The sequence below is a fragment of the Pseudomonas sp. yb_5 genome (genome assembly GCF_043103865.1).
Lineage (GTDB): Bacteria > Pseudomonadota > Gammaproteobacteria > Pseudomonadales > Pseudomonadaceae > Aquipseudomonas > Aquipseudomonas putida_Y.
Genome location: NZ_JBICKE010000131.1, coordinates 1 through 24,028, shown reverse-complemented (window position 1 = coordinate 24,028; position 24,028 = coordinate 1). Strand labels below are relative to the sequence as shown.

General features: G+C 63.3%; 23 protein-coding genes. 11 read left to right on the top strand and 12 right to left on the bottom strand.

What is annotated here, in order from left to right:
* Positions 1 to 28: 28 nt before the first annotated feature.
* The 3 genes from ACF8GF_RS23615 to ACF8GF_RS23605 all read right to left on the bottom strand — a co-directional run bounded on the left by ACF8GF_RS23615 (position 29) and on the right by ACF8GF_RS23605 (position 1,905).
* Positions 29 to 820 (bottom strand): OmpA family protein, encoded by a 792-nt coding sequence (locus ACF8GF_RS23615; RefSeq protein ID WP_176682731.1) that lies wholly within the window; start codon positions 818 to 820, stop codon positions 29 to 31.
* Between the two features lie 50 nt (positions 821 to 870).
* Positions 871 to 1,284: a DUF4398 domain-containing protein gene (locus ACF8GF_RS23610; protein WP_020190164.1), complete on the bottom strand. Its 414-nt coding sequence runs from the start codon at positions 1,282 to 1,284 to the stop codon at positions 871 to 873.
* A gap of 276 nt (positions 1,285 to 1,560) precedes the next feature.
* Complete coding sequence (locus ACF8GF_RS23605) at positions 1,561 to 1,905, bottom strand: pilin assembly protein (protein WP_176682732.1); 345 nt, start codon at positions 1,903 to 1,905, stop codon at positions 1,561 to 1,563.
* A 261-nt stretch (positions 1,906 to 2,166) separates the two neighbouring features.
* On the opposite strand from ACF8GF_RS23605, the gene ppc reads away from it, so the two are divergent.
* The 7 genes from ppc (at position 2,167) to ACF8GF_RS23570 (ending at position 9,360) form a co-directional block, all read left to right on the top strand.
* Positions 2,167 to 4,794, top strand: a complete 2,628-nt coding sequence (gene ppc, locus ACF8GF_RS23600; protein ID WP_392488380.1) for a phosphoenolpyruvate carboxylase — start codon at positions 2,167 to 2,169, stop codon at positions 4,792 to 4,794.
* Positions 4,795 to 5,051: 257 nt separating this feature from the next.
* Positions 5,052 to 5,702, top strand: a complete 651-nt coding sequence (gene adk, locus ACF8GF_RS23595) for an adenylate kinase (RefSeq protein WP_004575467.1) — start codon at positions 5,052 to 5,054, stop codon at positions 5,700 to 5,702.
* A 140-nt stretch (positions 5,703 to 5,842) separates the two neighbouring features.
* On the top strand, positions 5,843 to 6,517 hold the full coding sequence (gene tsaB, locus ACF8GF_RS23590) for a tRNA (adenosine(37)-N6)-threonylcarbamoyltransferase complex dimerization subunit type 1 TsaB (RefSeq protein WP_209963907.1): 675 nt from the start codon (positions 5,843 to 5,845) through the stop codon (positions 6,515 to 6,517).
* Between the two features lie 131 nt (positions 6,518 to 6,648).
* Positions 6,649 to 6,939, top strand: coding sequence for a hypothetical protein (locus tag ACF8GF_RS23585; RefSeq protein ID WP_392460520.1), 291 nt, complete (start codon positions 6,649 to 6,651; stop codon positions 6,937 to 6,939).
* 3 nt (positions 6,940 to 6,942) lie between these two features.
* A complete protein-coding gene (locus ACF8GF_RS23580; protein ID WP_176682734.1) occupies positions 6,943 to 7,812 on the top strand; it encodes a DUF72 domain-containing protein in 870 nt (289 codons plus the stop codon).
* 28 nt (positions 7,813 to 7,840) lie between these two features.
* Positions 7,841 to 8,671 (top strand): oxaloacetate decarboxylase, encoded by an 831-nt coding sequence (locus ACF8GF_RS23575; RefSeq protein WP_392488379.1) that lies wholly within the window; start codon positions 7,841 to 7,843, stop codon positions 8,669 to 8,671.
* Positions 8,671 to 9,360, top strand: coding sequence for an extensin family protein (locus ACF8GF_RS23570; protein WP_176682736.1), 690 nt, complete (start codon positions 8,671 to 8,673; stop codon positions 9,358 to 9,360). Before ACF8GF_RS23575 ends, ACF8GF_RS23570 begins: the two co-directional genes overlap by 1 nt.
* Before the next feature lie 2 nt (positions 9,361 to 9,362).
* Here ACF8GF_RS23570 and ACF8GF_RS23565 read toward each other — a convergent pair whose 3' ends face one another.
* Positions 9,363 to 9,983, bottom strand: a complete 621-nt coding sequence (locus ACF8GF_RS23565) for an energy transducer TonB (RefSeq protein WP_176682737.1) — start codon at positions 9,981 to 9,983, stop codon at positions 9,363 to 9,365.
* Positions 9,984 to 10,087: 104 nt separating this feature from the next.
* Between ACF8GF_RS23565 and ACF8GF_RS23560 the strand changes: the two genes are divergently transcribed.
* Positions 10,088 to 10,864: a class I SAM-dependent methyltransferase gene (locus ACF8GF_RS23560; protein WP_176682738.1), complete on the top strand. Its 777-nt coding sequence runs from the start codon at positions 10,088 to 10,090 to the stop codon at positions 10,862 to 10,864.
* Here ACF8GF_RS23560 and ACF8GF_RS23555 read toward each other — a convergent pair.
* Positions 10,861 to 11,751 carry an RHS repeat-associated core domain-containing protein gene (locus ACF8GF_RS23555; protein WP_176682739.1) on the bottom strand — a complete coding sequence of 297 codons (891 nt, stop codon included), beginning with the start codon at positions 11,749 to 11,751 and terminating at the stop codon, positions 10,861 to 10,863. The two genes, ACF8GF_RS23560 and ACF8GF_RS23555, sit on opposite strands and share 4 nt — an antisense overlap.
* Before the next feature lie 288 nt (positions 11,752 to 12,039).
* Positions 12,040 to 12,705 (bottom strand): TetR/AcrR family transcriptional regulator, encoded by a 666-nt coding sequence (locus tag ACF8GF_RS23550; protein ID WP_176682740.1) that lies wholly within the window; start codon positions 12,703 to 12,705, stop codon positions 12,040 to 12,042.
* A gap of 175 nt (positions 12,706 to 12,880) precedes the next feature.
* Between ACF8GF_RS23550 and ACF8GF_RS23545 the strand changes: the two genes are divergently transcribed.
* Positions 12,881 to 13,981 carry an efflux RND transporter periplasmic adaptor subunit gene (locus ACF8GF_RS23545; protein WP_209963930.1) on the top strand — a complete coding sequence of 367 codons (1,101 nt, stop codon included), beginning with the start codon at positions 12,881 to 12,883 and terminating at the stop codon, positions 13,979 to 13,981.
* 6 nt (positions 13,982 to 13,987) lie between these two features.
* Entirely contained in the window at positions 13,988 to 17,053 is a 3,066-nt protein-coding gene (locus ACF8GF_RS23540) for an efflux RND transporter permease subunit (protein ID WP_176682742.1), read from the top strand.
* A 273-nt stretch (positions 17,054 to 17,326) separates the two neighbouring features.
* Here ACF8GF_RS23540 and ACF8GF_RS23535 read toward each other — a convergent pair whose 3' ends face one another.
* The 3 genes from ACF8GF_RS23535 to plsB all read right to left on the bottom strand — a co-directional run bounded on the left by ACF8GF_RS23535 (position 17,327) and on the right by plsB (position 21,008).
* The gene (locus tag ACF8GF_RS23535) at positions 17,327 to 18,013 is read right to left on the bottom strand and encodes a DUF4197 domain-containing protein (RefSeq protein ID WP_274147774.1); all 687 of its coding nucleotides are present in this window, start codon (positions 18,011 to 18,013) and stop codon (positions 17,327 to 17,329) included.
* A gap of 33 nt (positions 18,014 to 18,046) precedes the next feature.
* On the bottom strand, positions 18,047 to 18,445 hold the full coding sequence (locus ACF8GF_RS23530; RefSeq protein WP_103462968.1) for a YbaY family lipoprotein: 399 nt from the start codon (positions 18,443 to 18,445) through the stop codon (positions 18,047 to 18,049).
* A gap of 76 nt (positions 18,446 to 18,521) precedes the next feature.
* Positions 18,522 to 21,008, bottom strand: a complete 2,487-nt coding sequence (gene plsB / locus ACF8GF_RS23525; RefSeq protein ID WP_392488378.1) for a glycerol-3-phosphate 1-O-acyltransferase PlsB — start codon at positions 21,006 to 21,008, stop codon at positions 18,522 to 18,524.
* A gap of 233 nt (positions 21,009 to 21,241) precedes the next feature.
* Between plsB and ACF8GF_RS23520 the strand changes: the two genes are divergently transcribed.
* Positions 21,242 to 21,451 carry a cold-shock protein gene (locus ACF8GF_RS23520; protein WP_003252255.1) on the top strand — a complete coding sequence of 70 codons (210 nt, stop codon included), beginning with the start codon at positions 21,242 to 21,244 and terminating at the stop codon, positions 21,449 to 21,451.
* 122 nt (positions 21,452 to 21,573) lie between these two features.
* Here the strand turns inward: ACF8GF_RS23520 and ACF8GF_RS23515 are convergent, their stop codons facing one another.
* The 3 genes from ACF8GF_RS23515 to dapE are packed head-to-tail and all read right to left on the bottom strand — an operon-like array spanning position 21,574 to position 23,931.
* Complete coding sequence (locus ACF8GF_RS23515; protein ID WP_176682746.1) at positions 21,574 to 21,951, bottom strand: hypothetical protein; 378 nt, start codon at positions 21,949 to 21,951, stop codon at positions 21,574 to 21,576.
* 16 nt (positions 21,952 to 21,967) lie between these two features.
* Complete coding sequence (locus ACF8GF_RS23510; protein WP_003252259.1) at positions 21,968 to 22,780, bottom strand: putative RNA methyltransferase; 813 nt, start codon at positions 22,778 to 22,780, stop codon at positions 21,968 to 21,970.
* The gene (dapE, locus tag ACF8GF_RS23505; protein ID WP_176682747.1) at positions 22,780 to 23,931 is read right to left on the bottom strand and encodes a succinyl-diaminopimelate desuccinylase; all 1,152 of its coding nucleotides are present in this window, start codon (positions 23,929 to 23,931) and stop codon (positions 22,780 to 22,782) included. The genes ACF8GF_RS23510 and dapE overlap by 1 nt, the downstream gene beginning before the upstream one ends.
* Positions 23,932 to 24,028 lie beyond the last annotated feature (97 nt).

Here is a 24,028-nt window from a genome sequence, read left to right as displayed (position 1 = left end):
CGGGGCTTGTCATTTCAGCTAACCAGCCTTACTGCTGAGCCTGGCTCACCGAGCGCGGTGCCACCGGCTGGTTGTCGTTGGAGATGGTCACCTCCACCCGACGGTTCTGCGCACGGCCCGAGTTGCTCGAGTTGTCCGCTACCGGGTACGCCTTGCCATAGCCCTGGGAAACGATTCGCGCCGGATCTACCCCGGCACGTACCAGTGCCATGCGCACGCTGTTGGCGCGGCGCTCGGACAGTGTCTGGTTGTAGTTGGCCGAGCCGACGCTGTCGGTGTAGCCCTCGACGATCACCTTGCGTTCCGGGTTTTCCTGTAGGAACCGCGCCAGCTTGGTGATGTTCGGGTAAGCGCTGCTCTTGAGTTCGGCCTTGTTGAAGTCGAACAGTACATCGCCGAAGGTCACCAGCGTTCCGCGGTCGGTCTGCTTGGCGTTGAGGCTGTCCTGCAGCTTGGCGATCTGCGCGTCGCGGGCATCCAGTTTGGCCTGGGCGCGCTGGGCCGAGGCGTTCTTCAGCTCGGCTTCGGCGGTGCGCAGGGCAATGGTCTGCTTGGCCACTTCGACGCGCTGGTTGGTCAGGTAGGCCAGTTGGTCGACTTTCTTCTCGTCTTCACGGTCCATGTACGCCTTGTCGGCCTTGTTCAGCCAGTCCTGGGCGTCCTTGGTCTCCAGTGCCGCGACCTTGCTCGCTTGCGGGTTGCTCTGCAGCGAAGAGAAGTTGGTGCGGGCCGCTTCCAGATTGGCATTCGGATCGTGCGAGCAGGCAGCAAGACCGACGCTCAGGGCCAGCAGGGCGGGAATCATGACGTGTTTGCGCATAGTGTTCATCCTTTGATCGTGTGCGAAGGCTAAGGTTGGCGGGGCAGGGCTCACTGAACGCTGCGCAGGCCTTCCTCACGTACGTCCTGAACGCCCTGGCGGGCATCCTGCACGGCCTTCTGGGCTTTGGCTGCCTGGGCCTTGCGTTCGGCGAGGCGGGCATCCCACTCGGCCTGTTGGGCCAGGCGCTTGGCCTCGTCGTACTTCTTGTCGTGCATGGCGATTTCGGCTTGCTTGAACTTGTCCTGAGCCGCTTTCATTTCCACGGCGGCGAACTCTGTACCGCCGGCGCTGACGGCGGAGTTCACGGCGGACTGGGTAACGGCATACTGCTCGGTGGGCGGATTGCCCGCACAGCCGGCCAGGACCAGGCTACTGCCCAGTGCCAGCGCGGCCAGCTTGAACCCGCGCACATGAGTGGATGACAGTTTGCTAGTGCGGGTCTTCATGGTGGTCAGCTCCATTGGATCACTCCTGATAACGACGATGTCCGTAGCAGTCCATCGCTCAATCCCTGACAAAACCGCGCGCTTCAGCTCAACGGTGCACGAGGGCAGTGTGCAGGGTTTTAGCGTGATGGCTATTGGCTCCGACTCGGACGTTTTTCGAATAGTTCAGAAAAAAACGCTGTAATCGGATAACTATTTCTGACTGATCGGTCAGTGCGATTTGCCTGGAACTTTCTCAGGCTGGAGCTGTATTCCGGGCCTTCAGCAGGCCCGGAACGCAGGAGCGCAGGATTATTTTTCGCTGTCGACTGTAGCGTTGCTCAAGTTGTGCAGGTGCTGGCGGGACAGGGAGAGAAAGCGCGGCGTAGGACCGACGTCCTCGTACAGCGGGTCGCCTTCTTCGTCGGTAGCGATGACCTGGCGCCCCTGCACATAGGGGAAGCTGGCCTCCAATTCTTCAAGGGCGGCTGCGACCAGTTCGCCGAGCAGTTCTTCAGCGGTGCGCTTGGGGTACATGTCGATCAGCGCGGCCAGGCGCGCTTCTGACTCCAGGTCCAGGTGCAGGACATGGCCGGTACGGCTAAGGGTACCGGCGGCATTCTGTTCCCAGTGCTGGGCGAGTTCACGGATTTTCATGATGACCTCTGTTGACGCCTGGAAAGGCTGCACTGCATGGGAGTGCTGTGCTTTCACTTTAGTTTGGTTTGGCTGATCACGGCTTGCCATCGTCGCCCGGCTGTGGGCACTCTTGGGGGATACCGCCCCCCCTGTAGGAGCGGGTTTACCCGCGAACACCGGCAACGCCGGTGCCAGGCACCGCCTTGGGTTGTTCACGGGTTAACCCGCGCTTGCACAGGGCGCGCTGAGGCTGATAGGGATGCAACGGAGAGAGCGCCAATGACCGATATCGATGTGCGTTTGCGTGAAGATGTCCATGTGTTGGGTGAACTGCTTGGCGAAACCATTCGCCAGCAGCATGGCGATGCGTTCCTGCAGAAAATCGAGGACATCCGCCACAGTGCCAAGGCCGACCGCCGCGGCCCTGGTGAGCAACTGAGTTCAACCCTGGCGGACCTGGCCGAAGAAGACCTGCTGCCTGTAGCGAGGGCCTTCAACCAGTTCCTCAACCTGGCCAACATGGCCGAGCAGTACCAGTTGATCCGCCGCCGCGACGCTGACCAACCCGAACCTTTCGAAGCGCGGGTACTGCCCGAGCTGCTGGGGCGTCTGAAGCAGGCCGGCCACAGCAACGACGCCCTGGCCCGGCAACTGGCCAAGCTCGATATCCAGCTGGTGCTCACCGCACACCCCACCGAAGTGGCCCGCCGCACGCTGATCCAGAAGTACGACGCGATCGCCGGCCAACTGGCCGCACAGGACCATCGTGACCTGACCCCGGCAGAACGCCAGCAAGTGCGCGAACGCCTGCGTCGGCTGATCGCCGAGGCCTGGCACACCGAAGAAATCCGCCGTACTCGGCCTACGCCGGTAGACGAAGCCAAGTGGGGTTTCGCAGTGATCGAGCATTCACTGTGGCACGCCATCCCCAGCCACCTGCGCAAGGTCGACAAGGCCCTGCTGGATGCCACTGGCCTGCGCCTGCCGCTGGAGGCCGCGCCGATCCGCTTTGCCTCGTGGATGGGTGGCGACCGTGATGGCAACCCCAATGTGACGGCTGCCGTCACCCGCGAAGTGCTGCTGCTGGCGCGCTGGATGGCCGCCGACCTGTTCCTGCGCGACATCGATGCACTGGCCGCCGAGTTGTCCATGCAGCAGGCCAGCGACGCCCTGCACAAACAGGTCGGCGACAGTGCCGAACCCTACCGCGCAGTGCTCAAGCGACTGCGTGACCGCCTGCGTGCGACACGCGCTTGGGCGCAGTCGGCCTTGACCAGCAACCAACCGGCCGGTGCCGACGTGCTGGTGGACAACCGCGAGCTGATCGCGCCGCTGGAGCTGTGCTACCAGTCACTGCATGAATGCGGCATGGGCGTTATCGCCGAAGGCCCGCTGCTTGATTGCTTGCGTCGTGCGGTCACCTTCGGCCTGTTCCTGGGCCGCCTGGACGTGCGCCAGGACGCTGCCCGTCACCGTGATGCGCTGACCGAGATTACCGATTACCTGGGCCTGGGGCGTTACGCCGACTGGGATGAGGAGCAGCGCATCGCGTTCCTCCAGGCCGAGCTGAAAAACCGCCGGCCCCTGCTACCTGCGCATTTCAAGCCGCAAGCGGACACCGCCGAAGTGCTGGCGACCTGCAGGGAAGTGGCCGCTGCACCGGCCGCCTCGCTGGGGTCTTACGTCATCTCCATGGCGGGGGCCGCCTCGGATGTACTGGCGGTGCAGCTGTTGCTCAAGGAAGCCGGCCTGACCCGCCCCATGCGTGTGGTGCCACTGTTCGAGACCCTGGCCGACCTCGACAACGCCGGCCCGGTCATGCAGCGCCTGCTTGGCCTGCCGGGCTACCGTGCGGGCCTGCGCGGCCCGCAGGAAGTGATGATTGGTTACTCCGATTCGGCCAAGGACGCCGGCACCACGGCTGCTGCCTGGGCGCAGTACCGGGCTCAGGAAAACCTGGTGCGTATCTGTGCCGAGCATCAGGTCGAGCTGCTGCTGTTCCACGGCCGTGGCGGTACGGTCGGGCGAGGCGGTGGCCCGGCCCATGCCGCGATCCTGTCGCAGCCACCGGGTTCGGTAGCGGGGCGTTTCCGCACCACCGAGCAGGGTGAAATGATTCGCTTCAAGTTCGGCTTGCCGGGCATCGCCGAGCAAAACCTCAACCTGTACCTGGCTGCCGTGCTTGAAGCCACGCTGTTGCCACCGCCGCCCCCGCAGCCGGCCTGGCGTGAGGTGATGGACCAGTTGGCTGCCGATGGTGTCCAGGCCTACCGCGGCGTGGTGCGGGATAATCCCGATTTCGTCGAGTACTTCCGCCAGTCGACGCCAGAACAGGAGCTGGGGCGCCTGCCGCTGGGCAGCCGCCCGGCCAAGCGTCGCGCCGGGGGCATCGAAAGCCTGCGCGCCATCCCGTGGATCTTCGGCTGGACCCAGACCCGGCTGATGCTGCCGGCCTGGCTGGGCTGGGAAACCGCGCTGACGAATGCCTTGGCCCGGGGACAGGGTGAGTTGCTGGCGCAGATGCGAGAGCAATGGCCGTTCTTCCGCACCCGCATCGACATGCTGGAAATGGTGCTGGCCAAGGCCGATGCGCAAATTGCCGAGGCCTACGACGAACGTCTGGTGCAACCGCACTTGCTCCCTTTAGGTGCGCACCTGCGCGACCTATTGTCGCAGTCATGCCAGGTGGTGTTGGGCCTGACCGGGCAGCCGGTGCTACTGGCGCACAGCCCCGAGACACTGGAATTCATTAGCCTGCGCAATACCTATCTGGACCCGTTGCACCGCCTGCAGGCAGAGTTGCTGGCCCGCTCGCGCAGCCGCGAAGCCGCTCTGGACAGCCCGTTGGAGCAGGCCTTGCTGGTGACCGTGGCGGGTATTGCTGCCGGGCTGCGCAACACTGGCTAAGGGCAAGCCCGGGTCATGTCTGGCGAGTGTCATACAGGCCCGGCACAATGACGGGGAGGGTGGTTGCGCCGGGCGCAACCGCCTGCCCGGTCAGTCGCAAGTGGCGCATTCCTGCAACTTTGGGACGCTTGTCTGGCTGCCGGGCGCTGTGTATCTTGAGCAGCCTTCTGACCGATTTATGGTCATACCCGATTTTCCGGACTTGGCCCTGGTTGCCGAATCCATTGAATTTCATAAAAAAATTTGAGGAGCACAAGATGCGCGTAATTCTGCTGGGAGCTCCCGGGGCCGGTAAAGGTACTCAGGCAAAGTTCATCACCGAGAAGTTCGGTATTCCACAGATCTCCACCGGTGACATGCTGCGTGCCGCCGTCAAGGCCGGTACCCCGCTGGGCCTGGAGCTGAAGAAAGTCATGGATGCCGGCCAACTGGTCTCCGACGAGTTGATCATCAGCCTGGTGAAGGAGCGCATCGCTCAGCCTGATTGCGCCAACGGTTGCCTGTTCGACGGCTTCCCACGCACCATCCCGCAAGCCGAAGCCATGGTCGCTGCCGGTGTCGACATTGATGCCGTGGTTGAAATTGCCGTGGACGACGAAGAAATCGTCGGCCGCATGGCGGGCCGCCGCGTGCACCTGGCCTCGGGCCGTACCTACCACATTCAGTACAACCCGCCGAAAGTGGAAGGCAAGGACGACGAGACCGGTGAAGACCTGATCCAGCGTGACGACGACAAAGAAGAAACCGTTCGCCATCGCCTGTCGGTCTACCACAGCCAGACCAAGCCGCTGGTGGATTTCTACCAGAAGCTGTCGGCTGCCAATGGCGGCAAGCCGAAGTACAGCCACATTGAAGGTGTCGGCTCGGTTGAAGCCATCACCGCCAAGGTCCTGGCAGCCCTGAGCTGAACCGGCGCCTGACGCACCTCGACAACGGCCCGCTTGCGGGCCGTTGTCGTTTGTAGGCCGCACAGCGGCCCCCTCGGGACACAACGCCGCTGCTGCTCTATACTGCCGCTCTTTTTCATTCGCACCTGGATACCCGTTCGATGACCACCCTGCTGGCCCTGGATACCGCCACCGAAGCCTGTTCCGTCGCGCTGCTGCATGACGGCAAGGTAACCAGCCACTACGAGGTGATCCCGCGCATGCATGCCCAGAAGCTGCTGCCGATGATCAAGCACCTGCTGGCTGACGCTGGCGTGGCACTGAATGCGCTGGATGCCATTGCCTTTGGCCGTGGCCCGGGCGCGTTCACTGGCGTGCGTATTGCCATCGGTGTGGTGCAAGGCCTGGCCTTTGCCCTCGAACGCCCGGTGCTGCCGGTGTCCAACCTGGCCGCACTGGCCCAGGGTGCATTGCGCGAGCATGGCGTGCAGCAGGTGGCAGCGGCCATTGATGCACGCATGGATGAAGTGTACTGGGGTTGCTACCAGGCCACGGCGGGCGAAATGCGCCTGGTCGGCCGTGAAGCCGTGTTGCCGCCCGAGCAGGTGGCGCTGCCGGCAGGCAGCAATGGCGAGTGGTTCGGTGCCGGTACCGGATGGGGCTATGCCGAGCGCCTGGCGGTTCAGGTGGCCGCGAGCAACCCTGGCGCCTTGCCCAATGCCCTGGACGTCCTCAGCCTGGCCACCTTCGCCTGGGCGCGTGGCGAGGCAATCGTCGCCGAGCAGGCGCAGCCGGTTTATCTGCGCGATAATGTAGCCACGCCCAAGAAGCACTGAGTGCTGTTCGTCGGTTATCGCCGAACACGCTAAAACCTTTTGCGCGATCTGTGGTCCAGTTATCACTCAAGCATTAGCGACGGAACCCTGATGCTGCTAAATTGCCATCATTGGTCCTGAGTGCTCATGCCATGCGTATCGACGGTTTCTCATCGCAGTCCTACCCGCTCAAGCGCACCTCGCGCAAAGCAGCGGTGCGTGACCAGGCCATCGACGATGCCGAGGTGATCGAGGAGGCAGAAGCCGCCCCGCAGGAAACCACCGCCCGCCGCCCTGGCGGTGGCCTGCCAGCCCGCCAGCAGGACATGGTTTTCCCTCGTGCCCGTGACCGCCGCACCGCCACCGCACTGGCCAGTTACCTGAGCACTGCCGGTTTTACCGACTGGGAAATGGAAGTACTGGGGCTCGACCTGTACATTTGATGGATGAATCCGTCACCACTGCCTTACTTTCTCGGTTGTCCGTCGTGGAGCGAAAACGCCTGGCGCGACTACCTGTACCCCGCCGACGCCAGCAGTAATCAAATGCTTGGCTTCTACAGCCAGGTGTTCAACGCCGTCGAAGGCAACACCACTTTCTATGCACGTCCCGCGCCCGGTACCATTGCCCGCTGGGCGCAAGTCATGCCCGAGCACTTTCGCTTCACTGCCAAGTTTCCGCGGGATGTCAGCCATGAGGGCGACCTGCGTGACCAGCTTGAGCCTGCCTTCGACTTCACCCGGCTGATGGCCCCGCTGGGCCAGCGCGTGTCACCCTACTGGCTGCAGTTGCCGGCCCAGTTTGGCCCGGCGCGCCTGGGTGAGCTTTGTCACTTCCTCGATCAGATCGCCGTGCCCGTGGCCGTGGAAGTGCGCAACCAGGCCTTTTTTGCCAAGGGTGAGGAAGAACGCCTGCTCAATCGCCTGCTGCACGAACGCGGCGTGGAGCGCATCTGCCTCGACCCGCGCGCGCTGTTCAGTTGCACCTCGCGCGACCCTGCCGTGCTGCATGCGCAGTCGAAGAAGCCCAGGGTGCCACCGCGTCCGGCAGCCTTCAGCCAGCACCCTCAGGTTCGCTTCATCGGCCATCCGGAACTGGAGGCCAACCACACCTTCCTCAGCCCTTGGGTAGAAAAAGTCGCCGCCTGGATCGAAGAAGGCCGCAATCCCTATATCTTCCTGCACACCTCGGACAATCGCCTGGCTGCGGCGCTGGCCCAGTGTTTCCATCAGCGGCTGATGGCACGGCTGCCGGGCCTGGCACCTTTGCCGGAATTGCCGCGCGCCCCTGAGGTCGAACAATTAGGGCTACTCTGACCTTTCCCTGACTGCCGGAGGTTGAACCATGGATGTGCAAACCCTGCGAGCTGAGGCCTTCAAGGCTTTACACGAGCGCGACGGCGCGTTCGTCATCCCCAACCCGTGGGATGCCGGCTCCGCCAAGTTGCTCGCCGGCCTGGGTTTCGAGGCACTGGCCACTACCAGTGCAGGCCTGGCCTTCAGCCTGGGCCGGCCAGACGCCGAAGGCGCCTTGAGCCTGGACGATACGCTGGACAATGCCGGCGAGATCGTCGATGCCACCGCGCTGCCGGTGGCCGCCGATCTGGAAAACGGCTTTGGCGATTTGCCCGAAGACTGTGCCCAGACCATTCTGCGTGCCGCCGAAGTCGGCCTGGTAGGCGGCTCCATCGAAGATGCCAGTGGCCGCAGTGATGCGCCCATCTATGACTTCGGGCTGGCCGTGGAGCGCGTGCGCGCCGCTGTGCAGGCTGTGCGAAGCCTGCCATTCCCGTTCACCTTGTGCGCCCGGGCAGAAAACCTGCTGCACGGGCGCATGGACCTCGATGACACCATCCTGCGCCTGCAAGCCTATGCCGAAGCCGGTGCCGACGTGCTCTACGCCCCCGGGCTGCGCACTGTGGAGGAAGTCCGTGCCGTGGTGCAGGCAGTCGCACCGCGCCCTGTGAATGTGCTGATGGGCATGGCGGGCGTGCAGCTCAACGTCAACCAGTTGCAGGACCTGGGCGTGCGTCGCATCAGTGTGGGCTCCTCGCTGGCCCGTGCTGCACTCGGGGCCTTTCACCGAGCCGCGCTGGAAATTCGCGATGAGGGCACGTTCGGCTACGGTGAGCAGGCCATGCCGTTTGCCCAACTGAACGACCTGTTCCGCCGCTGATGCGGGCATTGCTGGCGATATTGGCCGGCCTGCTGACGGTGGCCGGCCTGGCCTGGCACTTCGGCTGGCGCCTGCCTGCCATGTGGAACCCCTGGGCACCGCTGGACGTAAGCCAGCCGCCCAACCTGCTGACCCCCTACAAACTGTCGCGCCTGCGCAATGACCCGGCGCTGTGCCGGCAGGCGCTGGAAACCAGCCACCTGCGTTACCGGGCACAAGCCGACAGCCCGGCGTCGGCCAACTGCCCGCTGCAGAACGTCTGGCGCATCGAGGGCGGCCAGGCGCGGCTGAGCAGCAGCTTTCTGGCCAGTTGCCCGCTGGCGGTGGCCTATGCACTGTTCGAGAACCATGGCTTGCAGCCGGCGGCGCAGGAAGTGTTTGGGCAATCGGTGACGCAGGTCGATCACCTGGGCAGCTTTGCCTGCCGCAATGTCTACCATCGCAAGCAGGGCCGATTGAGCCAGCACGCCACGGCCAATGCGCTGGACATCAGCGGATTTCGCCTGAAGGACGGCCGGCGCATTATTCTGGCGCGTGACTGGCAGGCAGGTGGACAGAAGGCGGAATTCCTGCACCGGGTGCAGCGGGCAGCTTGCGAGAGCTTCAGCACGGTACTGGGGCCGGACTACAACGCTGCGCACCGCAACCACTTCCATCTGGACATGGGGCGCTGGCAGATCTGTCGTTAGCTTCAGGCGTACGCGCGCACGTTGTTCAGCACCACTGGGCGCGCCCAGTGGATGTCGAACTCCAGGTCATTCTGCTGCTTGGCCAGGGTGGCTTCGTCGAACGGTTCGGGCGCCGGGTCCAGCAGGTTGGTCTCGAACTCGGCAATGGGCAGGAACAATGACCGTGGTGTGGGGCCCGGGCCAGGCTCGGCAATGGGCTGGCCCTGGCTCATTACCACCGGACGCAGCCAGCTGTTGTTGATGTCGAGCTGACGCTGCTGCTCGATCAGTTCAATGGCGCTGAACGGCTCGGGCGCGGGTGGCAGCAGCTTGGCCTCGAGCTCGGCCTTGGGCAGGAAAAGCGGCTCGGGCGGTGCCACCACGGTGTCTTGCACCGGGCAGGCGCGCTGGGCGTCGATCAGGGCCAGGGCACGGGCCCCGCCGATGGGTTCGCCGCTGTCCTGATCGTACTGCACGAACGACTGGCTGACGCCGTCTACGGGCTCTTCCTGCTGCTCGGCCATGGCCCGGGCAAAGAAATCCTGCCACAGGTGGCTGACGCCCCCGAGTGCCTGGGTGTTGTGCTGACTGTAGTTGCCGACAGGCGACAAATAGGTCAAGCCGATGGGAAGAGTATCTGACATGGCAGTCGTGCGCGCTGTGCTCTGGCAGAATAGCGGGATATTGCCTGTATCGGCCGTGGTTGCCGATTCATTAAGGGCTTGGTTTGATTTTTCGGGTGTGAACGATGGAAGAGCAAGGCACGGGTATCAGGGTCGAGGCAATGACAGCTGAGTATGCGCAACAGGCCAGGGCGTGGGCTGAACGCCTGGGCCTGCCGCTGCAGGACGATACCGCCGGCTTCGCTGTGCAGGTGGGCGCCGACGGCTTGCAGATTCAGCAACTGGGCCCGCAGGCGCCCGGGCCGGTGCGCGTGGACTTCGTCGAAGGCCAGGCTGCGCATCGCCGCCAGTTTGGCGGTGGCAACGGGCAGATGATCGCCAAGGCCGTGGGCATTGCCCAAGGTATCCGGCCGCAGGTGCTGGATGCCACGGCGGGGCTGGGCAAGGACGCGTTCGTGCTGGCCAGCCTTGGCTGCCAGATGACCCTGATCGAGCGCCAGCCGCTCATTGCCGCGCTGCTGGAGGACGGCCTGGCGCGGGCGCGAGCGGACGAAGAAGTGGGCCCGATTGTCGGGCGCATGCGCCTGCTGACCGGCAACGCCATCGAGCGCATGCGCGCCTGGGAAGGGGAGGCGCCGCAGGTGATCTACCTCGACCCGATGTTCCCGCACCGCGACAAGAGCGCCCTGGTGAAAAAGGAAATGCGCGTGTTCCGGCCTTTGGTGGGCGATGACCTGGATGCCCCGGCCCTGCTCGAAGCCGCCCTGGCGCTGGCCAGCCACCGGGTGGTGGTGAAGCGCCCGCGCAAGGCGCCGACCATCGACGGGCCGAAGCCGAGCCATAGCCTTGAGGGTAAGTCGAGCCGCTATGACATTTATCCGAAGAAGGCGTTGAAGGCCTAGTCTCCACGCAGGCGCCTCAGGCGTTCTTTCAACTCTTGGTCTACAAAGTCTTCCGGGATTGAAGGGTCAATGGTTGAAGGGCCGCCAAGTATATCTTCAGCGGTTTTACGGCTAGGGCCGGAGTAGACTGGAATTTCACCATGTAGCTCTTGAGTAAGTGTAAAGTTAAAACGACCGTTCTGGTCAGCTGACAACTTTTTCAATGTTGCGTGTTGCCGATCAAGCGTGCTTAATTCTTGGAGCGCATTTTCCGTTATATGAGGAGCGTCATATTTAAGTCCAAGTTCTAGTTTTTTTTCAGATCTGAGTTGGCGCTTGCTGATGGATTTTGAGAGCTTATTGTATTCATTTCTAGATAGGTTAGGTCTGCGCTCATCCAGACGTGGAGCAAGCTTCTTGTATGAATAGCCACCATTGAGCTTTTTGTACAGCCTTCCGAAAAATCTGCCGCTAGGGTCCACTCTGTTGATGGGGTCGTTACCGCAATAGGCATAGGCATTGAGACCACCTTTTCCGAACGGGGAAAAGCTGTCCGCACTGTGAAAGCGCATCAGTCTTGAATTGAACAGACGGTGACCATTACCTAGCAAGTAACCTATGGCAGAGGGTAACCAGCTCTGGCCTGTGAATCGAGATAGTAAGGGGTTGGTAGGCGGGCAATTGTCATTGCCGTAAGGGCTGTAGTTAATGTTCCTCTGGCTTTTCGAGCCAATGCTGACTGTTGATTCTTGTGCGTCGGTGGCCAATAGACGTACTTGTGGAGGGGTATTTGTCGATTCGCTTAGATTCCGGTTATTGGCGCTGAGCAATGTCTGGTGAGTACTCCCTGTATGCCAGGTTGAAAGCTTATTATCCTTATAGAAAAAAATCAGTGTGTGCGCTGGCATGGTGATGCGTTCATGTTAATGAGTTAGATATGAACCTACCGGGAGTTTTTCTGTTTGGCTACTGGCAGAAATGCTAGGTAGGCGCATTGGTTAAACAGGTTCGGCTGATTGGCGAATATGGCCCGTTGTGCGCCTCTATCGCGACACAAGGCCCCCTATAATGGCCTGTGTCCAACATCGATCAGTGTGTAGGAGCGGGTTTACCCGCGAATATGGTGGCGGCAGCAACGGTGAACGGCTGGTAGAAATTGGCCGGCAGACCCGGCCCTTTCGCGGGTAAACCCGCTCCTACAGGGGGACGTGATAGGTGTTTTCAGGGTGGAAAGCCCGCAAGAATACTGCTACCACCTCTCGCACATGCGCCTCGGCCTCATCCCCCTCCAGCGGCCCCGCACAACCCAGCAGCAAGCGGTAATCTGGCGCCCCCTTGACCAGGCAGAAGAAGTGCTCCGCCGCCCTCAATGGGTTGTCGATGCGCAGCAGCCCGCGCTCGTGGGCCCCGCGCAGCAGGGCTTCCATCCCGGCCAGCACGCGCTTGGGCCCGGCCTCGTAGAAGTACTCGCCAAAACTCGGGTCCAGGCTGCCCTGGGCCATGATCAGGCGGCTGAGCTTGATCGCTTCGTCACTGCTGATAAGCGCCTGGAAGTTGCGGGCAATGGTCAGCAGCACTTCTTCCACCGGTACCCCCTCGGGATACTCGAACAGCAGGTCAGGCAACTGGATCTGGCAGGTGGCCATGACCGCCGAGCAGAACAGGGTCTGCTTGTCGGTGAAGTGGCTGTACACGGTGAGCTTTGAAACACCTGCCGCCGCAGCGACCGCATCCATGCTGGTGTTGGCGTAGCCAAGGCTGAGGAACAGCGTCTTGGCCGCTTCGAGGATCGCCTCGCGCTTGGCCAGGTCCTTGGGCCGGCCCGGGCCGATGGGTGCGTCGTTGGACATTGTGGTCTGCATCTGGTTGAAGGATCACCATCTTAACGGGTCAGGCGCCATCCGGCGAAAGCCAGGCTGCATTACCTGCTCACCGCACGCTTGAAAAACCAGCGCACACCCTTCCCGCCATCCTTTCGCTGACTTAATATACCCGTCAGTACAAATATTAAATGTGCACTCCGCGAAAGGATTCATCATGTTGCGCCATGCCTTGTCCATCGCTCTGCCCGCCGCTGCTGCCCTGCTTCTGGCGGCGTGTGGCCAGGAAGCCGCCCCACCCGCAGCACCGCGCCCGGCACTGGTGGTTCAGCCACAGCCGGCCGAAGCCGCTGCCGACAGTTACCCCGGTGAGGTGCGTGCGCGTTTCGAACCGGAGCTGGCCTTCCGCATTGGCGGCAAGGTCAGCAACCGTTTGGTCGAGGAAGGGCAGCGGGTCAAGGCCGACCAGCCGCTGGCCGAACTGGACCCGCAGGACGTGCATCTGCAGCTGGAAGCCAACCGCGCCCGGGTGGCCGCTGCGCAGGCCAATCTGTCGCTGGTGCGCGCCGAGCGCGACCGCTACCAGAAGCTGCTGGAGCGGCAGATGGTCAGCCATTCCCTGTACGACAATGCCGAAAACCTCTACCGCGCAGGCCTTGCCCGTCTGAAGCAGGCCAAAGCCGAGTTCGATGTGGCTGGCAACCAGGCCGAATATGCCGTATTGCGTGCGCCGCAGGCCGGGGTGATCGCCAAGCGCCAGGTTGAAGTGGGCCAGGTGGTCGCCGCCGGGCAGACCGTGTTTACCCTCGCCGCCGATGGCGAGCGAGAAGTGGTCATCGGCCTGCCGGAACAGCAGTTCGCTCGCTTCGCTGTGGGTCAACCGGTGAGCGTGGAGCTGTGGTCGCACCCGCAGGCACGTTTCCAGGGGCGCATTCGCGAGCTGTCACCGGCTGCCGACCCGCGCTCGCGCACGTTCGCGGCGCGCGTCGCCTTTACCACGGCCGCCGTTCCGGCTGAGTTGGGCCAGAGCGCCCGGGTGTTCATCGCCAAGGATGGGCTGATCCCGCTGTCGGTACCGCTGTCGGCAGTGACTGCGGAAAACGGTCAGGCCTATGTCTGGCGGGTGAACAAGGAAAGCCGCCTGGAGCGGGCGACCGTGCGGCTGGGGGCATATGGCAGCGACAGTGTGCCGGTGCTCGAAGGCCTGGACCCAGGTGACTGGGTGGTTGCCGCTGGTGGCCATGTACTGCGCGAGGGCCAGGAGGTACGCCCCGTGGACCGCAGCAACCGTGTAGTGAACCTGGCGGCCAAGGAGTAAGTCCCGATGGGTTTCAACCTTTCTGCCTGGGCGCTGCGCAACCGCCAGATCGTCCTGTTCCTGATGATCCTGCTGGCCGCCATTGGCGCCATGTCGTACACCAAGCTTGGCCAGAGCGAGGACCCGCCATTCACCTTCAAGGCCATGGTCATCCGCACCCTGTGGCCAGGCGCCAGCGCCGAAGAAGTGTCGCGCCAGGTGACCGAGCGCATCGAGAAGAAGCTGATGGAAACCGGCGAGTACGAAAAGATTGTCTCGTTCTCTCGCCCCGGTGAATCGCAGGTCACTTTCATGGCCCGCGACTCGCTGCATTCCCAAGACATCCCTGAGCTGTGGTACCAGATCCGCAAGAAGGTTGCGGACATTCGTCATACCTTGCCACCGGAGATCCAGGGCCCGTTCTTCAATGACGAGTTCGGCACTACCTTCGGCAATATCTATGCGCTGACTGGTGAGGGTTTCGATTATGCGCTGCTCAAGGACTACGCCGACCGTATCCAGATCCAGCTGCAGCGGGTCAAGGATGTGGGCAAGGTCGAGCTGATCGGCCTGCAGGACGAGAAAGTCTGGATCGAGCTGTCCAACCTCAAGCTGGCGACCCTCGGGGTGCCCCTGGAAGCTGTGCAGAAGGCGTTGCAAGAGCAGAACGCGGTGAGCACCGCCGGTTTCTTCGAGACGCCCAGCGAGCGCCTGCATCTGCGGGTGAGCGGGCGTTTCGACAGCGTCGAGCAGATCCGCCAGTTCCCCATTCGCGTGGGTGATCGCACCTTCCGGATTGGCGATGTCGCCGAGGTGCACCGTGGCTTCAACGACCCACCCGCACCACGCATGCGCTTCATGGGCGAGGATGCCATTGGCCTGGCAGTGTCGATGAAAGACGGTGGTGACATCCTGGTGCTGGGCAAGGCCCTGGAAGGCGAGTTCGAGCGCCTGGCGCACAGCCTGCCGGCCGGCATGGAGCTGCGCAAGGTCTCGGATCAACCGGCGGCGGTGAAGGCTGGCGTGGGGGAGTTCGTCCAGGTGCTGGTCGAGGCGCTGGTCATTGTGCTGCTGGTGAGCTTCTTCTCGCTGGGCCTGCGCACCGGCCTGGTGGTGGCGCTGGCCATTCCGCTGGTGTTGGCCATGACCTTTGCCGCCATGCATTACTTCGGCATCGGCCTGCACAAGATTTCCCTCGGCGCACTGGTGCTGGCCCTGGGCTTGCTGGTGGATGACGCGATCATTGCCGTGGAGATGATGGCGATCAAGATGGAGCAGGGCTACGACCGGCTCAAGGCGGCCAGCTATGCCTGGACTAGTACGGCCTTCCCGATGCTTACCGGCACGCTGATCACGGCAGCAGGTTTTCTGCCGATTGCCACCGCGGCCTCCAGCACGGGCGAATACACCCGGTCGATCTTCCAGGTGGTAACCATCGCTCTGCTGACCTCGTGGGTGGTGGCCGTGGTGTTCGTGCCTTACCTGGGCGAGCGCCTGTTACCCGACCTGGCCAAGCTGCATGCCGCGCGCCATGGCAAGGACGGCCATGCGCCAGACCCATACGCCACCCCGTTCTACCAGCGCGTGCGACGGCTGGTGGAGTGGTGCGTACGGCGGCGCAAGACGGTAATCCTGCTGACCATCGCTGCCTTTGTCGGCAGCATCCTGCTGTTCCGCTTCGTACCCCAGCAGTTCTTCCCTGCTTCCGGGCGCCCGGAGCTGATGGTTGACCTGAAGCTGGCCGAAGGCGCCTCGCTGGCCAATACCGCCGAGCGGGTCAAGCAGCTGGAGGCGCTGCTCAAGCAGCAGGACGGTATCGACAACTACGTGGCCTATGTGGGCACCGGTTCGCCGCGCTTCTACCTGCCGTTGGACCAGCAACTGCCGGCAGCCAGCTTTGCCCAGTTCGTGGTGCTGGCCAAGTCGATGGAAGACCGCGAGCGCCTGCGCAGTTGGCTGATCAGCACTGTGGACCAGCAGTTCCCCGACCTGCGTGCCCGGGTCACGCGCCTGGAAAACGGCCCGCCCGTGGGCTACCCGGTGCAGTTCCGGGTCACTGGCGAGCATATCGAGAAGGCCCGTGCACTGGCCCGTGAAGTGGCTGACAAAGTACGCGAGAACCCGCATGTGGTGAACGTGCATCTGGACTGGGAGGAACCCAGCAAGGCGGTGTTCCTCGAAATCGACCAGGACCGCGCCCGGGCGCTGGGTGTGAGCACCGCGCACCTGGCGAGCTTCCTGCAAAGCTCGCTGATCGGCACCACGGTCAGCCAGTACCGAGAGGACAACGAGCTGATCGAGATCCTGCTGCGCGGCACCCCCCAGGAACGCAGTGAGCTGGGCAACCTGGGTAGCCTGGCGTTGCCCACCGACAATGGCCAGAGCGTGGCGCTGTCGCAGGTGGCGACCCTGGAGTACGGCTTTGAAGAAGGCATTATCTGGCACCGCAACCGCTTGCCGACGGTGACCGTGCGTGCCGATATCTACGACCAGGAGCAGCCGGCGACGCTGGTGAAACAGATTCTGCCGACCCTGCAGGACATCCGCGCCAAGCTGCCCGATGGCTACCTGCTGGAGGTGGGCGGCACGGTGGAGGACTCCGAACGGGGGCAGAAATCGGTGAATGCCGGCATGCCACTGTTCGTCGTGGTAGTGCTGAGCTTGCTGATGATCCAGCTGCGCAGTTTCTCGCGCACGGTGATGGTGTTCCTCACCGCGCCGCTGGGGCTGATTGGTGTGACCCTGTTCCTGCTGGTGTTCCGCCAGCCGTTCGGCTTTGTCGCCATGCTCGGCACCATTGCCTTGGCGGGGATGATCATGCGCAACTCGGTGATCCTGGTGGACCAGATCGAGCAGGACATCGCAGCGGGGATGGAGCGCTGGCAGGCGATCATCGAGGCTACGGTGCGGCGCTTCCGGCCGATCGTGCTGACCGCGCTGGCGGCGGTGCTGGCCATGATCCCGTTGTCACGTAGTGTGTTCTATGGACCGATGGCGGTGGCGATCATGGGTGGGCTGATCGTGGCCACGGTGCTTACACTGCTGTTCCTACCGGCGTTGTATGCGGCGTGGTTCAGGGTGAAGAAGGGCTGAAGGCCGCTCCTACAACGGCCTGTGTCCAACCCCGCCGCCGTGTAGGAGCGGGTTTACCCGCGAATACGGTGGCGGCAGCAACGGTGAGCGGCTGGTGAAAATTGGCCAGCAGGCCCGGCCCTTTCGCGGGTGAACCCGCTCCTACAGAGGACCGCGCAGGCTTTTCGATCATTGTAGGAGCGGTTTTACCCGCGAATACGGTAGCGGCAGCAACGGTGAACGGCTGGTGAAAATTGGCCAGCAGGCCCGGCCCTTTCGCGGGTGAACCCGCTCCTACAGCGCGCCGAAGACCTTCTTGGCCAGGCTGGTAGCCGCGGCTGCCGGGTTCTGGCGAATGCTCTGCTCCTGTTTGCCGATCATCTCGAACAGGCCATCCAGCGCCTTCTCGGTCACGTAGTTCTCGATATTGGCGTCATCCTTGACCAGCCCCAGGCCTTTGGCCTGGGCAGCGAAGGCATTGTACTGCTGGGCCACGCCGACCTTGTCGGTGGCCTGCTTGACGATTGGCAGGAACTTGGCGCGGATCTGCTCGCGGCTGCTCTTGTTCAGGTACTGGGTGGCCGAGTCGTCACCGCCGCTGAGGATGCCCTTGGCATCGGTCACGCTCATGTTCTTCACGGCATCCACCAAAATCGCCTGGGCCTGCGGCACGGCAGCCTCGGCGGCCTTGTTCATGCTGGTTTCCAGGGCTTCGACCTGTTCACCCTTGCCGAACATTTTCATCGCCTTGGCAGCTTTGCCCAGGTTGCCTGGCAGCTCGATGCGCACGTCCGGGTTGTTGCTGAAGCCGCCTGGGGCACTCAGTTGCTTGACGGCCAGTTGCGCACCTTGGGTCAGGGCGTCCTTCAGGCCGCCGGTGGCGTCTTTCTGGCTGAGGTCGCCGAGCGACAGGGCCAGGGCACTGGCCGACAGCAGCAGGCCGGCGCACAGGGTGGTGAAGCGCAGGGAAGTGCGGATCATGAAGCTTTCCTTGTAAACGGATGAGTACGGGTATCAGCGAACCTGGTCTACCTTGATGCGTACAGATTGCGGGTCACTGCCATCGAGCGCGACAGCGTGGTGTTCGGTATTGATGAACAGCAACTTGCCATTCAGCTCGATGCGCGCGCTCACCGCATAGCGGTGGCCAGGCTTGACCTGCGCGGGGTCATAGGTGAGATGGAACGGCAGTGGTACGTTGCCTTTGACCGGGCCGGCCTGGCGCGCCAGGGTTACGGCAGGGGCGTCCATCAGCGACACATCCTGCAGTTCCACGCTCAGGGTGGCGGCAGGCGGCAGGGCAATGCGCTGCAGGTAGAAGACTTCACCGTCCAGGCTGGCCTGGCTGTGTGGGGTTTGGCTGGAACAGGCTGCAAGCAGGGATGCGCAACACAGCATAAAGAGCTTTTTCATGGAATCTCCGGTGTCCTTGGAGCTGGCTTGTGGCCAACCCCAGGGACTTTAGCGGATTTTCCCGACCGATGAACCGTTAGAGTGCCGAAGTTTCCAGCCCATCGTCACGGTGCAGGGCCACCTGGCGGATCGACAGGCGCAGCTCGGCCGACAGCACACGCTTGGCCACGCCCTCGGCCAGCTCGCCGAGCTTGTCGTGATAACCCAGCTTGCCTTGCGCGTCGGCGTGCAGCACGCCTTGCTGAAGCAGGGTCTGGATGAAGTGGCGGAACAGCGTCTTGTCGAAGAACTCCGGCGCGTTCAGGCCATGCAGGATCGACAGGCGCTGGGCCATCATCACGCACAAGTCTTCCAGCGCTTCGGCGCTCAGGCTGTTCTGCCCGCTGTTGATCAGCAGCGAGGTGGCCATGTAGAAGCGCTGCAGGGTCTGGGTGATGGTGCGGGCAAGCAGGGTCAGCAAAACGAACTGCCTCGAGCTGGGCGCCGGGCGCACGTACAGGTCGTTGTCCTGGCGCAGCAGGCCCTGTTCCACCAACGCGACCAGCCATTGGTCGATGACCTCGTCCAGCTGTTCTGGTGTCCAGCGCAGGAACAGTTCGGCCTGCAGGTAGGGGTAAAGCGCGTGCACATACTGGCCCAGCAGTTGGCGGCTCATGCGTGAACTGCTGAGGAAGAAGCTGGCCAGCAGCGCCGGCAGGGCGAAGATGTGCAGCACGTTGTTGCGGTAATAGGTCATCAGTACCGCATTGCCTTCATCCAGATAGAGGATGCGGCCCAGGGCGTCCTTCTGCTCGGCCACCAGGTTCATGCTGCGTACATGTTCGATCAATGCCTGGCCGTCGCCCTCGGGCAGGGTGGTGTGCGGCGAGTAGGGCACTTGGCGCAGGAGCGCCAGGTACAGGTCGAGTACGCGGGTCAGGGCGCGTTCGTCCAGGGCAAGGCGGCTGGTGGACAGCAGTGCCAGGGCCACCAGGTTGACCGGGTTGATGGCGGCTGCCTCGTTGAGGTGACGGGCCACGGTTTCTCCCAGGCGAGCGGTGGTAGCGTTGAGCCAGTCCGGACGGTACTGCGGACCGTGATCCTGGTCACGCCAGCCGGGCTGCTGCTGGTCGAGGAAACCAGCCAGGCGGATGGGTTCGCCGAAGTTGACGTAGACCTGGCCAAAGCGCTGCTTGAGTGCGCCGAACACCTTGAAGATGTCGAACACCGACTCCTTCTTCTTGCTGGCGCCGCGCAGTTCGCCCAGGTAGGTACGGCCTTCGAGCACGCGCTCGTAGCCGATGTACACCGGCACGAACACGATTGGTGTACGCGACGAACGCAGGAAGCTGCGCAGGGTAATGGCCAGCATCCCGGTGCGCGGCTGCAACATGCGCCCGGTGCGCGAGCGGCCGCCTTCGACGAAGTACTCGACCGGGAAACCCTTGGTGTACAGCGTGTGCAGGTACTCGTTGAACACTGCCGTGTAAAGCGGGTTGCCCTTGAACGTGCGGCGCATGAAGAAGGCGCCACCACGGCGTAGCAGGTTACCCACCACCGGCATGTTGAGGTTGATGCCCGCCGCCACGTGCGGCGGGGTGAGGCCGTTGCGGAACAGCAGGTACGACAGCAGCAGGTAGTCGATGTGGCTGCGGTGGCACGGCACGTAGATCACTTCATGGCCAGGGGCGATACCCTGTACCTGTTCGATGTGGTTGACCTTGATGCCGTCGTAGATCTTGTTCCAGAACCAGCTGAGCACCACTTCGAGGAAGCGGATGGCGGTGTAAGTGTAGTCCGAGGCTATCTCGTTGCCGTAGCGCAGTGCCTGGGCCTCGGCTTTGGCCAGCGGCAGGTTCTCGCGCTGCGCTTCGTCGGCAATCGCCTGGCGCACTTGCGGAGCATGGACCAGGCCTTTGACCAGGGTGCGTCGGTGCGAGATGTCCGGGCCGATGACAGCAGTCTTGAGGTTGCGAAAGTGCACGCGCATCAGGCGCTGGGCCATGCGCACGGTGCGCTCGTGGCCTTTGTTGTGCTGCACCAGTTCGCGCAGGTGGATTGGCGCGGAGAATTGTACCCGGGTCTTGCGCCCGAGGATCAGTACGGTCAGCAGCCGGCGCAGGCGCCCGGTTACCGCCCAGCTGTCGGCGAACAGCAGCTTCCAGGGGCTGGACTCGCTGGCCGGGGTCTGGCCCCAGAACACGCTGACAGGAATGATCTGCGCATCTTCTTCGGCATGCTGGCTGACGGCAGCCACCAGGCGCTCGAGCGTGGGCGGGGCGCCACTTTTGTCCTGCCGGCCGAGCCAGTCCGGGTCGGGGGTCAGGTAGAAGAACGCGGCGGGTTCCTGCAGTGGGCCGACGGCTACCGGCAGCACCGGGCGCGGCAGCCCCGCCTTGGTGCACTCGTGGTCGAGCACGGCCAGGTCGGTGAGCGCGGGCGAGGGCAGCGCATAGAACACCGGCCGACTGCGGTCCAGGTTGAGGGTCATGGAAGACTGGTTGATGGTCTCGGAGCGCACCCACAGGTACAACAGGCGACGCAGGCCGCCGAAGATCAGGCGGCGCAGGGGGGAACGGGTCATGGGGTGTGTGCCCTGGGTGTGATTATCAGGTGAGTATCCTGCTATTTAGTCTGCCGTATCGGCGTAAGTTCAGCAAAATTCGGCCAACAGCGGGGCCGTCATCAATTTTTTTTGTTCTGTGTCATATACTCGGCCTGCCACTTGCAGGATATTTCGGCAAGCGGCGTTGGCATGGGGCAGGTGACCTCATGCCTGCAAGGCGATCTTCACAATAAAAATCCGGAGTAGTTCAGATGTCGTCTCGTGAGACTGGGAATGTAAAGTGGTTCAACGATGCCAAGGGTTACGGCTTCATTCAGCGCGAAGGTGGTGCAGATGTGTTCGTCCACTATCGGGCGATTCGCGGTGAGGGGCATCGTACCCTGGTCGAAGGGCAGCGGGTGGAGTACGCCTGCGTGCAGGGCCAGAAAGGCCTGCAAGCCGAAGACGTAGTGGGCCTCTGAGCCTCTGGTTTCAAGCCGTAGGAGCGGGCTTGCCCGCGAAGCAGCCACCACGGTGGCTGCCACGGGCATGGCCCGTGTTCGCGGGTAAACCCGCTCCTACAGAAACGAGCAAGGCTGCCGTTTCATGATGTACGCCAGGTGATTTCCTCCTCACCGTCGGCGCTGATGCGGACCCAGCGGTCGGCATCTTCTTCCCCGTCTTCCTCAACCCAGCCACCCGGCGCACAGCGCACTTCCACACCCAGCGCGGCAAATGCAGCCCTGGCGCAGGCAACGTCATCGGCCCACGGCGTCTGGTCGCTTTCCAGGTACAGGCTGTTCCATTTCCCTACAGCCTTGGGTAACCAAGTGACCGGAATGTTACCGGCATGGCATTTGAAGGTCTGGCCTTTCTGCTTCCATTCAGTGCACGGGCCGATTGCCTGGGCAAGCCACTCGGCAATCTGCTTGTGGTCGACGTCGGCGTCCTTCAGGTAGATCTCGATATCAGGTTGACGCATAAGGGCTCCGGTGTGCTCAGTCTTGGCGCACGAAATAGTCATAACGCATGGAAACCGTGACCTCGAACGGCTCGGGCTGGTCGATCACCCGGGCACGTTTTTCGGCGCTGGCGCGCCAGCCGTGTGGGGTCATGGCCAGCAGGTCGGCGCGGGCCTTGGGCGCGGCCAGGCTCAGGCGGAACTCGAGGGTTTCGCTGTGGGCATGGGCCATGCCTTCAGGGACCAGGGCCAGGTGCTTGTCGTCGGCGTAAGGGCGTACTTCATCGTAGAGCACTTCACGCAGTTCCATCAGATGGCCGCTGGTCGGGCCGACCCGCATCAGGCCGCCGCCGGGGCTGAGCAAACGCTTGGCCTCGGCCCAGTCCAGCGGGCTGAAAACGCTGGCGATGAACTGGCAGCTGGCGTCGGTCAGCGGTACGCGGGCCATGCTGGCGACCATCCAGGTGACCGCCGGTGCTCGGCGGCAGGCACGCTTGACCGCTTCGCGGGAGATGTCCAGCGCATAGCCGTCGGCGGCCGGCAAGGCCTGGGCGATCTGTGCGGTGTAGTAACCCTCGCCGCAGCCGATGTCCAGCCAGGCGCCAGGCTGGCGCTCGGCGGCCAGCTCGGCCAGGCGGCGGGCGACTGGCGCGTAATGGCCGGCGTCGAGAAAGTCGCGGCGTGCTTCGACCATGGCCTGGTTGTCACCGGGGTCGCGGCTGTTCTTGTGCTGCACCGGCAGCAGGTTCAGGTAACCCTGGCGGGCGCGGTCGAAGCGGTGGCCAGCCGGGCACACCACACCATTGTCGAGCCGGCTCAGCGGCGCCTGGCAAAGCGGGCAGGCAAGCATCAGGCGAGCAACCGGACCAGGGTCTGGTAGTAGATTTCGGTCAGCAGATCGAGGTCGCTGGCAAGGATCCGCTCGTCAACCTGGTGGATGGTGGCGTTGACCGGGCCGAGTTCGACTACCTGGGTGCCCATGGTTGCGATGAAACGGCCATCGGAGGTGCCGCCGCTGGTGGAGGGCTGGGTTTCGCGACCGGTGACGCCCTTGATGCTGGCCGCCACGGCGTCGAGCAGCTCGCCTGGTTCGGTCAGGAATGGCAGGCCCGACAGTGCCCAATCGACCGACCAGTCCAGTTCATGCTTGTCGAGAATCGCCGACACTCGGGCCTGCAGGCCTTCGACGGTGGACTCGGTAGAGAAGCGGAAGTTGAACAGCGCGGTCAGCTCGCCCGGGACCACGTTGGTGGCGCCGGTGCCGGAATTGACGTTGGAGATTTGGAAGCTGGTTGGCGGGAAAAACGCGTTGCCTTCGTCCCAGTGCTCGGCAGCCAGTTCCGCCAGGGCCGGGGCGGCCAGGTGGATCGGGTTGCGCGCCAGGTGCGGATAGGCCACATGGCCCTGCTTGCCGCGTATGGTCAGCTTGGCGCCCAGTGAACCACGGCGGCCGTTCTTGACCACGTCACCCAGCAAGGTGGTGCTGGACGGTTCGCCGACGATGCACCAGTCCAGGCGCTCGTTGCGCGCTTTCAGGCGCTCGACCACCGCCTTGGTGCCGTGGTGGGCCGGGCCTTCCTCGTCGCTGGTGATCAGAAACGCGACCTTGCCGCGATGGTCCGGGTAGTCCTGCACAAAGCGCTCGCTGGCGATGACCATGGACGCCAGGCTGCCCTTCATGTCGGCGGCGCCACGACCGCAGAGCATGCCGTCGGCGTCGATCAGCGCCTCGAACGGTTCATGCTGCCATTGCTGGACCGGGCCGGTGGGCACCACGTCGGTGTGGCCGGCAAAGCACAGCACCGGGCCTTCCTGGTTGCCGTGGGTGGCCCAGAAGTTGTCGACGTCTTCGATGCGCATCGGCTCCAGCTGGAAACCAACGGCGCCCAGACGGTTCATCATCTGCGCCTGGCAATCGGCATCGACGGGGGTGACCGAGGGACGACGGATCAGGTCGCAGGCCAGTTGAAGGGTAGGCGAGAGCTCGGCAGGGGCCGTCATGGGGAACTCCGGGGCAAGGCAAGGCTGGGAAATCTGAGGGGCGTTATCTTATATCAAACCGAAGGGCCAATGGGGCCGCTTTGCGGCCCTATCGCGA

What these genes read in the sequence shown, in the direction of transcription:
- ACF8GF_RS23535 (WP_274147774.1), bottom strand. Translation starts at nt 18,013, where the DNA reads ATGATCCGCACTTCCCTGCGCTTCACCACCCTGTGCGCCGGCCTGCTG.
- ACF8GF_RS23585 (WP_392460520.1), top strand. Translation starts at nt 6,649, where the DNA reads ATGCGTATCGACGGTTTCTCATCGCAGTCCTACCCGCTCAAGCGCACC.
- ACF8GF_RS23520 (WP_003252255.1), top strand. Translation starts at nt 21,242, where the DNA reads ATGTCGTCTCGTGAGACTGGGAATGTAAAGTGGTTCAACGATGCCAAG.
- ACF8GF_RS23560 (WP_176682738.1), top strand. Translation starts at nt 10,088, where the DNA reads ATGGAAGAGCAAGGCACGGGTATCAGGGTCGAGGCAATGACAGCTGAG.
- ACF8GF_RS23510 (WP_003252259.1), bottom strand. Translation starts at nt 22,780, where the DNA reads ATGCTTGCCTGCCCGCTTTGCCAGGCGCCGCTGAGCCGGCTCGACAAT.
- ACF8GF_RS23605 (WP_176682732.1), bottom strand. Translation starts at nt 1,905, where the DNA reads ATGAAAATCCGTGAACTCGCCCAGCACTGGGAACAGAATGCCGCCGGT.
- ACF8GF_RS23610 (WP_020190164.1), bottom strand. Translation starts at nt 1,284, where the DNA reads ATGGAGCTGACCACCATGAAGACCCGCACTAGCAAACTGTCATCCACT.
- ACF8GF_RS23575 (WP_392488379.1), top strand. Translation starts at nt 7,841, where the DNA reads ATGGATGTGCAAACCCTGCGAGCTGAGGCCTTCAAGGCTTTACACGAG.
- dapE (WP_176682747.1), bottom strand. Translation starts at nt 23,931, where the DNA reads ATGACGGCCCCTGCCGAGCTCTCGCCTACCCTTCAACTGGCCTGCGAC.
- tsaB (WP_209963907.1), top strand. Translation starts at nt 5,843, where the DNA reads ATGACCACCCTGCTGGCCCTGGATACCGCCACCGAAGCCTGTTCCGTC.
- adk (WP_004575467.1), top strand. Translation starts at nt 5,052, where the DNA reads ATGCGCGTAATTCTGCTGGGAGCTCCCGGGGCCGGTAAAGGTACTCAG.
- ppc (WP_392488380.1), top strand. Translation starts at nt 2,167, where the DNA reads ATGACCGATATCGATGTGCGTTTGCGTGAAGATGTCCATGTGTTGGGT.
- ACF8GF_RS23565 (WP_176682737.1), bottom strand. Translation starts at nt 9,983, where the DNA reads ATGTCAGATACTCTTCCCATCGGCTTGACCTATTTGTCGCCTGTCGGC.
- ACF8GF_RS23615 (WP_176682731.1), bottom strand. Translation starts at nt 820, where the DNA reads ATGCGCAAACACGTCATGATTCCCGCCCTGCTGGCCCTGAGCGTCGGT.
- ACF8GF_RS23580 (WP_176682734.1), top strand. Translation starts at nt 6,943, where the DNA reads ATGAATCCGTCACCACTGCCTTACTTTCTCGGTTGTCCGTCGTGGAGC.
- ACF8GF_RS23540 (WP_176682742.1), top strand. Translation starts at nt 13,988, where the DNA reads ATGGGTTTCAACCTTTCTGCCTGGGCGCTGCGCAACCGCCAGATCGTC.
- plsB (WP_392488378.1), bottom strand. Translation starts at nt 21,008, where the DNA reads ATGACCCGTTCCCCCCTGCGCCGCCTGATCTTCGGCGGCCTGCGTCGC.
- ACF8GF_RS23545 (WP_209963930.1), top strand. Translation starts at nt 12,881, where the DNA reads ATGTTGCGCCATGCCTTGTCCATCGCTCTGCCCGCCGCTGCTGCCCTG.
- ACF8GF_RS23570 (WP_176682736.1), top strand. Translation starts at nt 8,671, where the DNA reads ATGCGGGCATTGCTGGCGATATTGGCCGGCCTGCTGACGGTGGCCGGC.
- ACF8GF_RS23550 (WP_176682740.1), bottom strand. Translation starts at nt 12,705, where the DNA reads ATGCAGACCACAATGTCCAACGACGCACCCATCGGCCCGGGCCGGCCC.
- ACF8GF_RS23515 (WP_176682746.1), bottom strand. Translation starts at nt 21,951, where the DNA reads ATGCGTCAACCTGATATCGAGATCTACCTGAAGGACGCCGACGTCGAC.
- ACF8GF_RS23555 (WP_176682739.1), bottom strand. Translation starts at nt 11,751, where the DNA reads ATGCCAGCGCACACACTGATTTTTTTCTATAAGGATAATAAGCTTTCA.
- ACF8GF_RS23530 (WP_103462968.1), bottom strand. Translation starts at nt 18,445, where the DNA reads ATGAAAAAGCTCTTTATGCTGTGTTGCGCATCCCTGCTTGCAGCCTGT.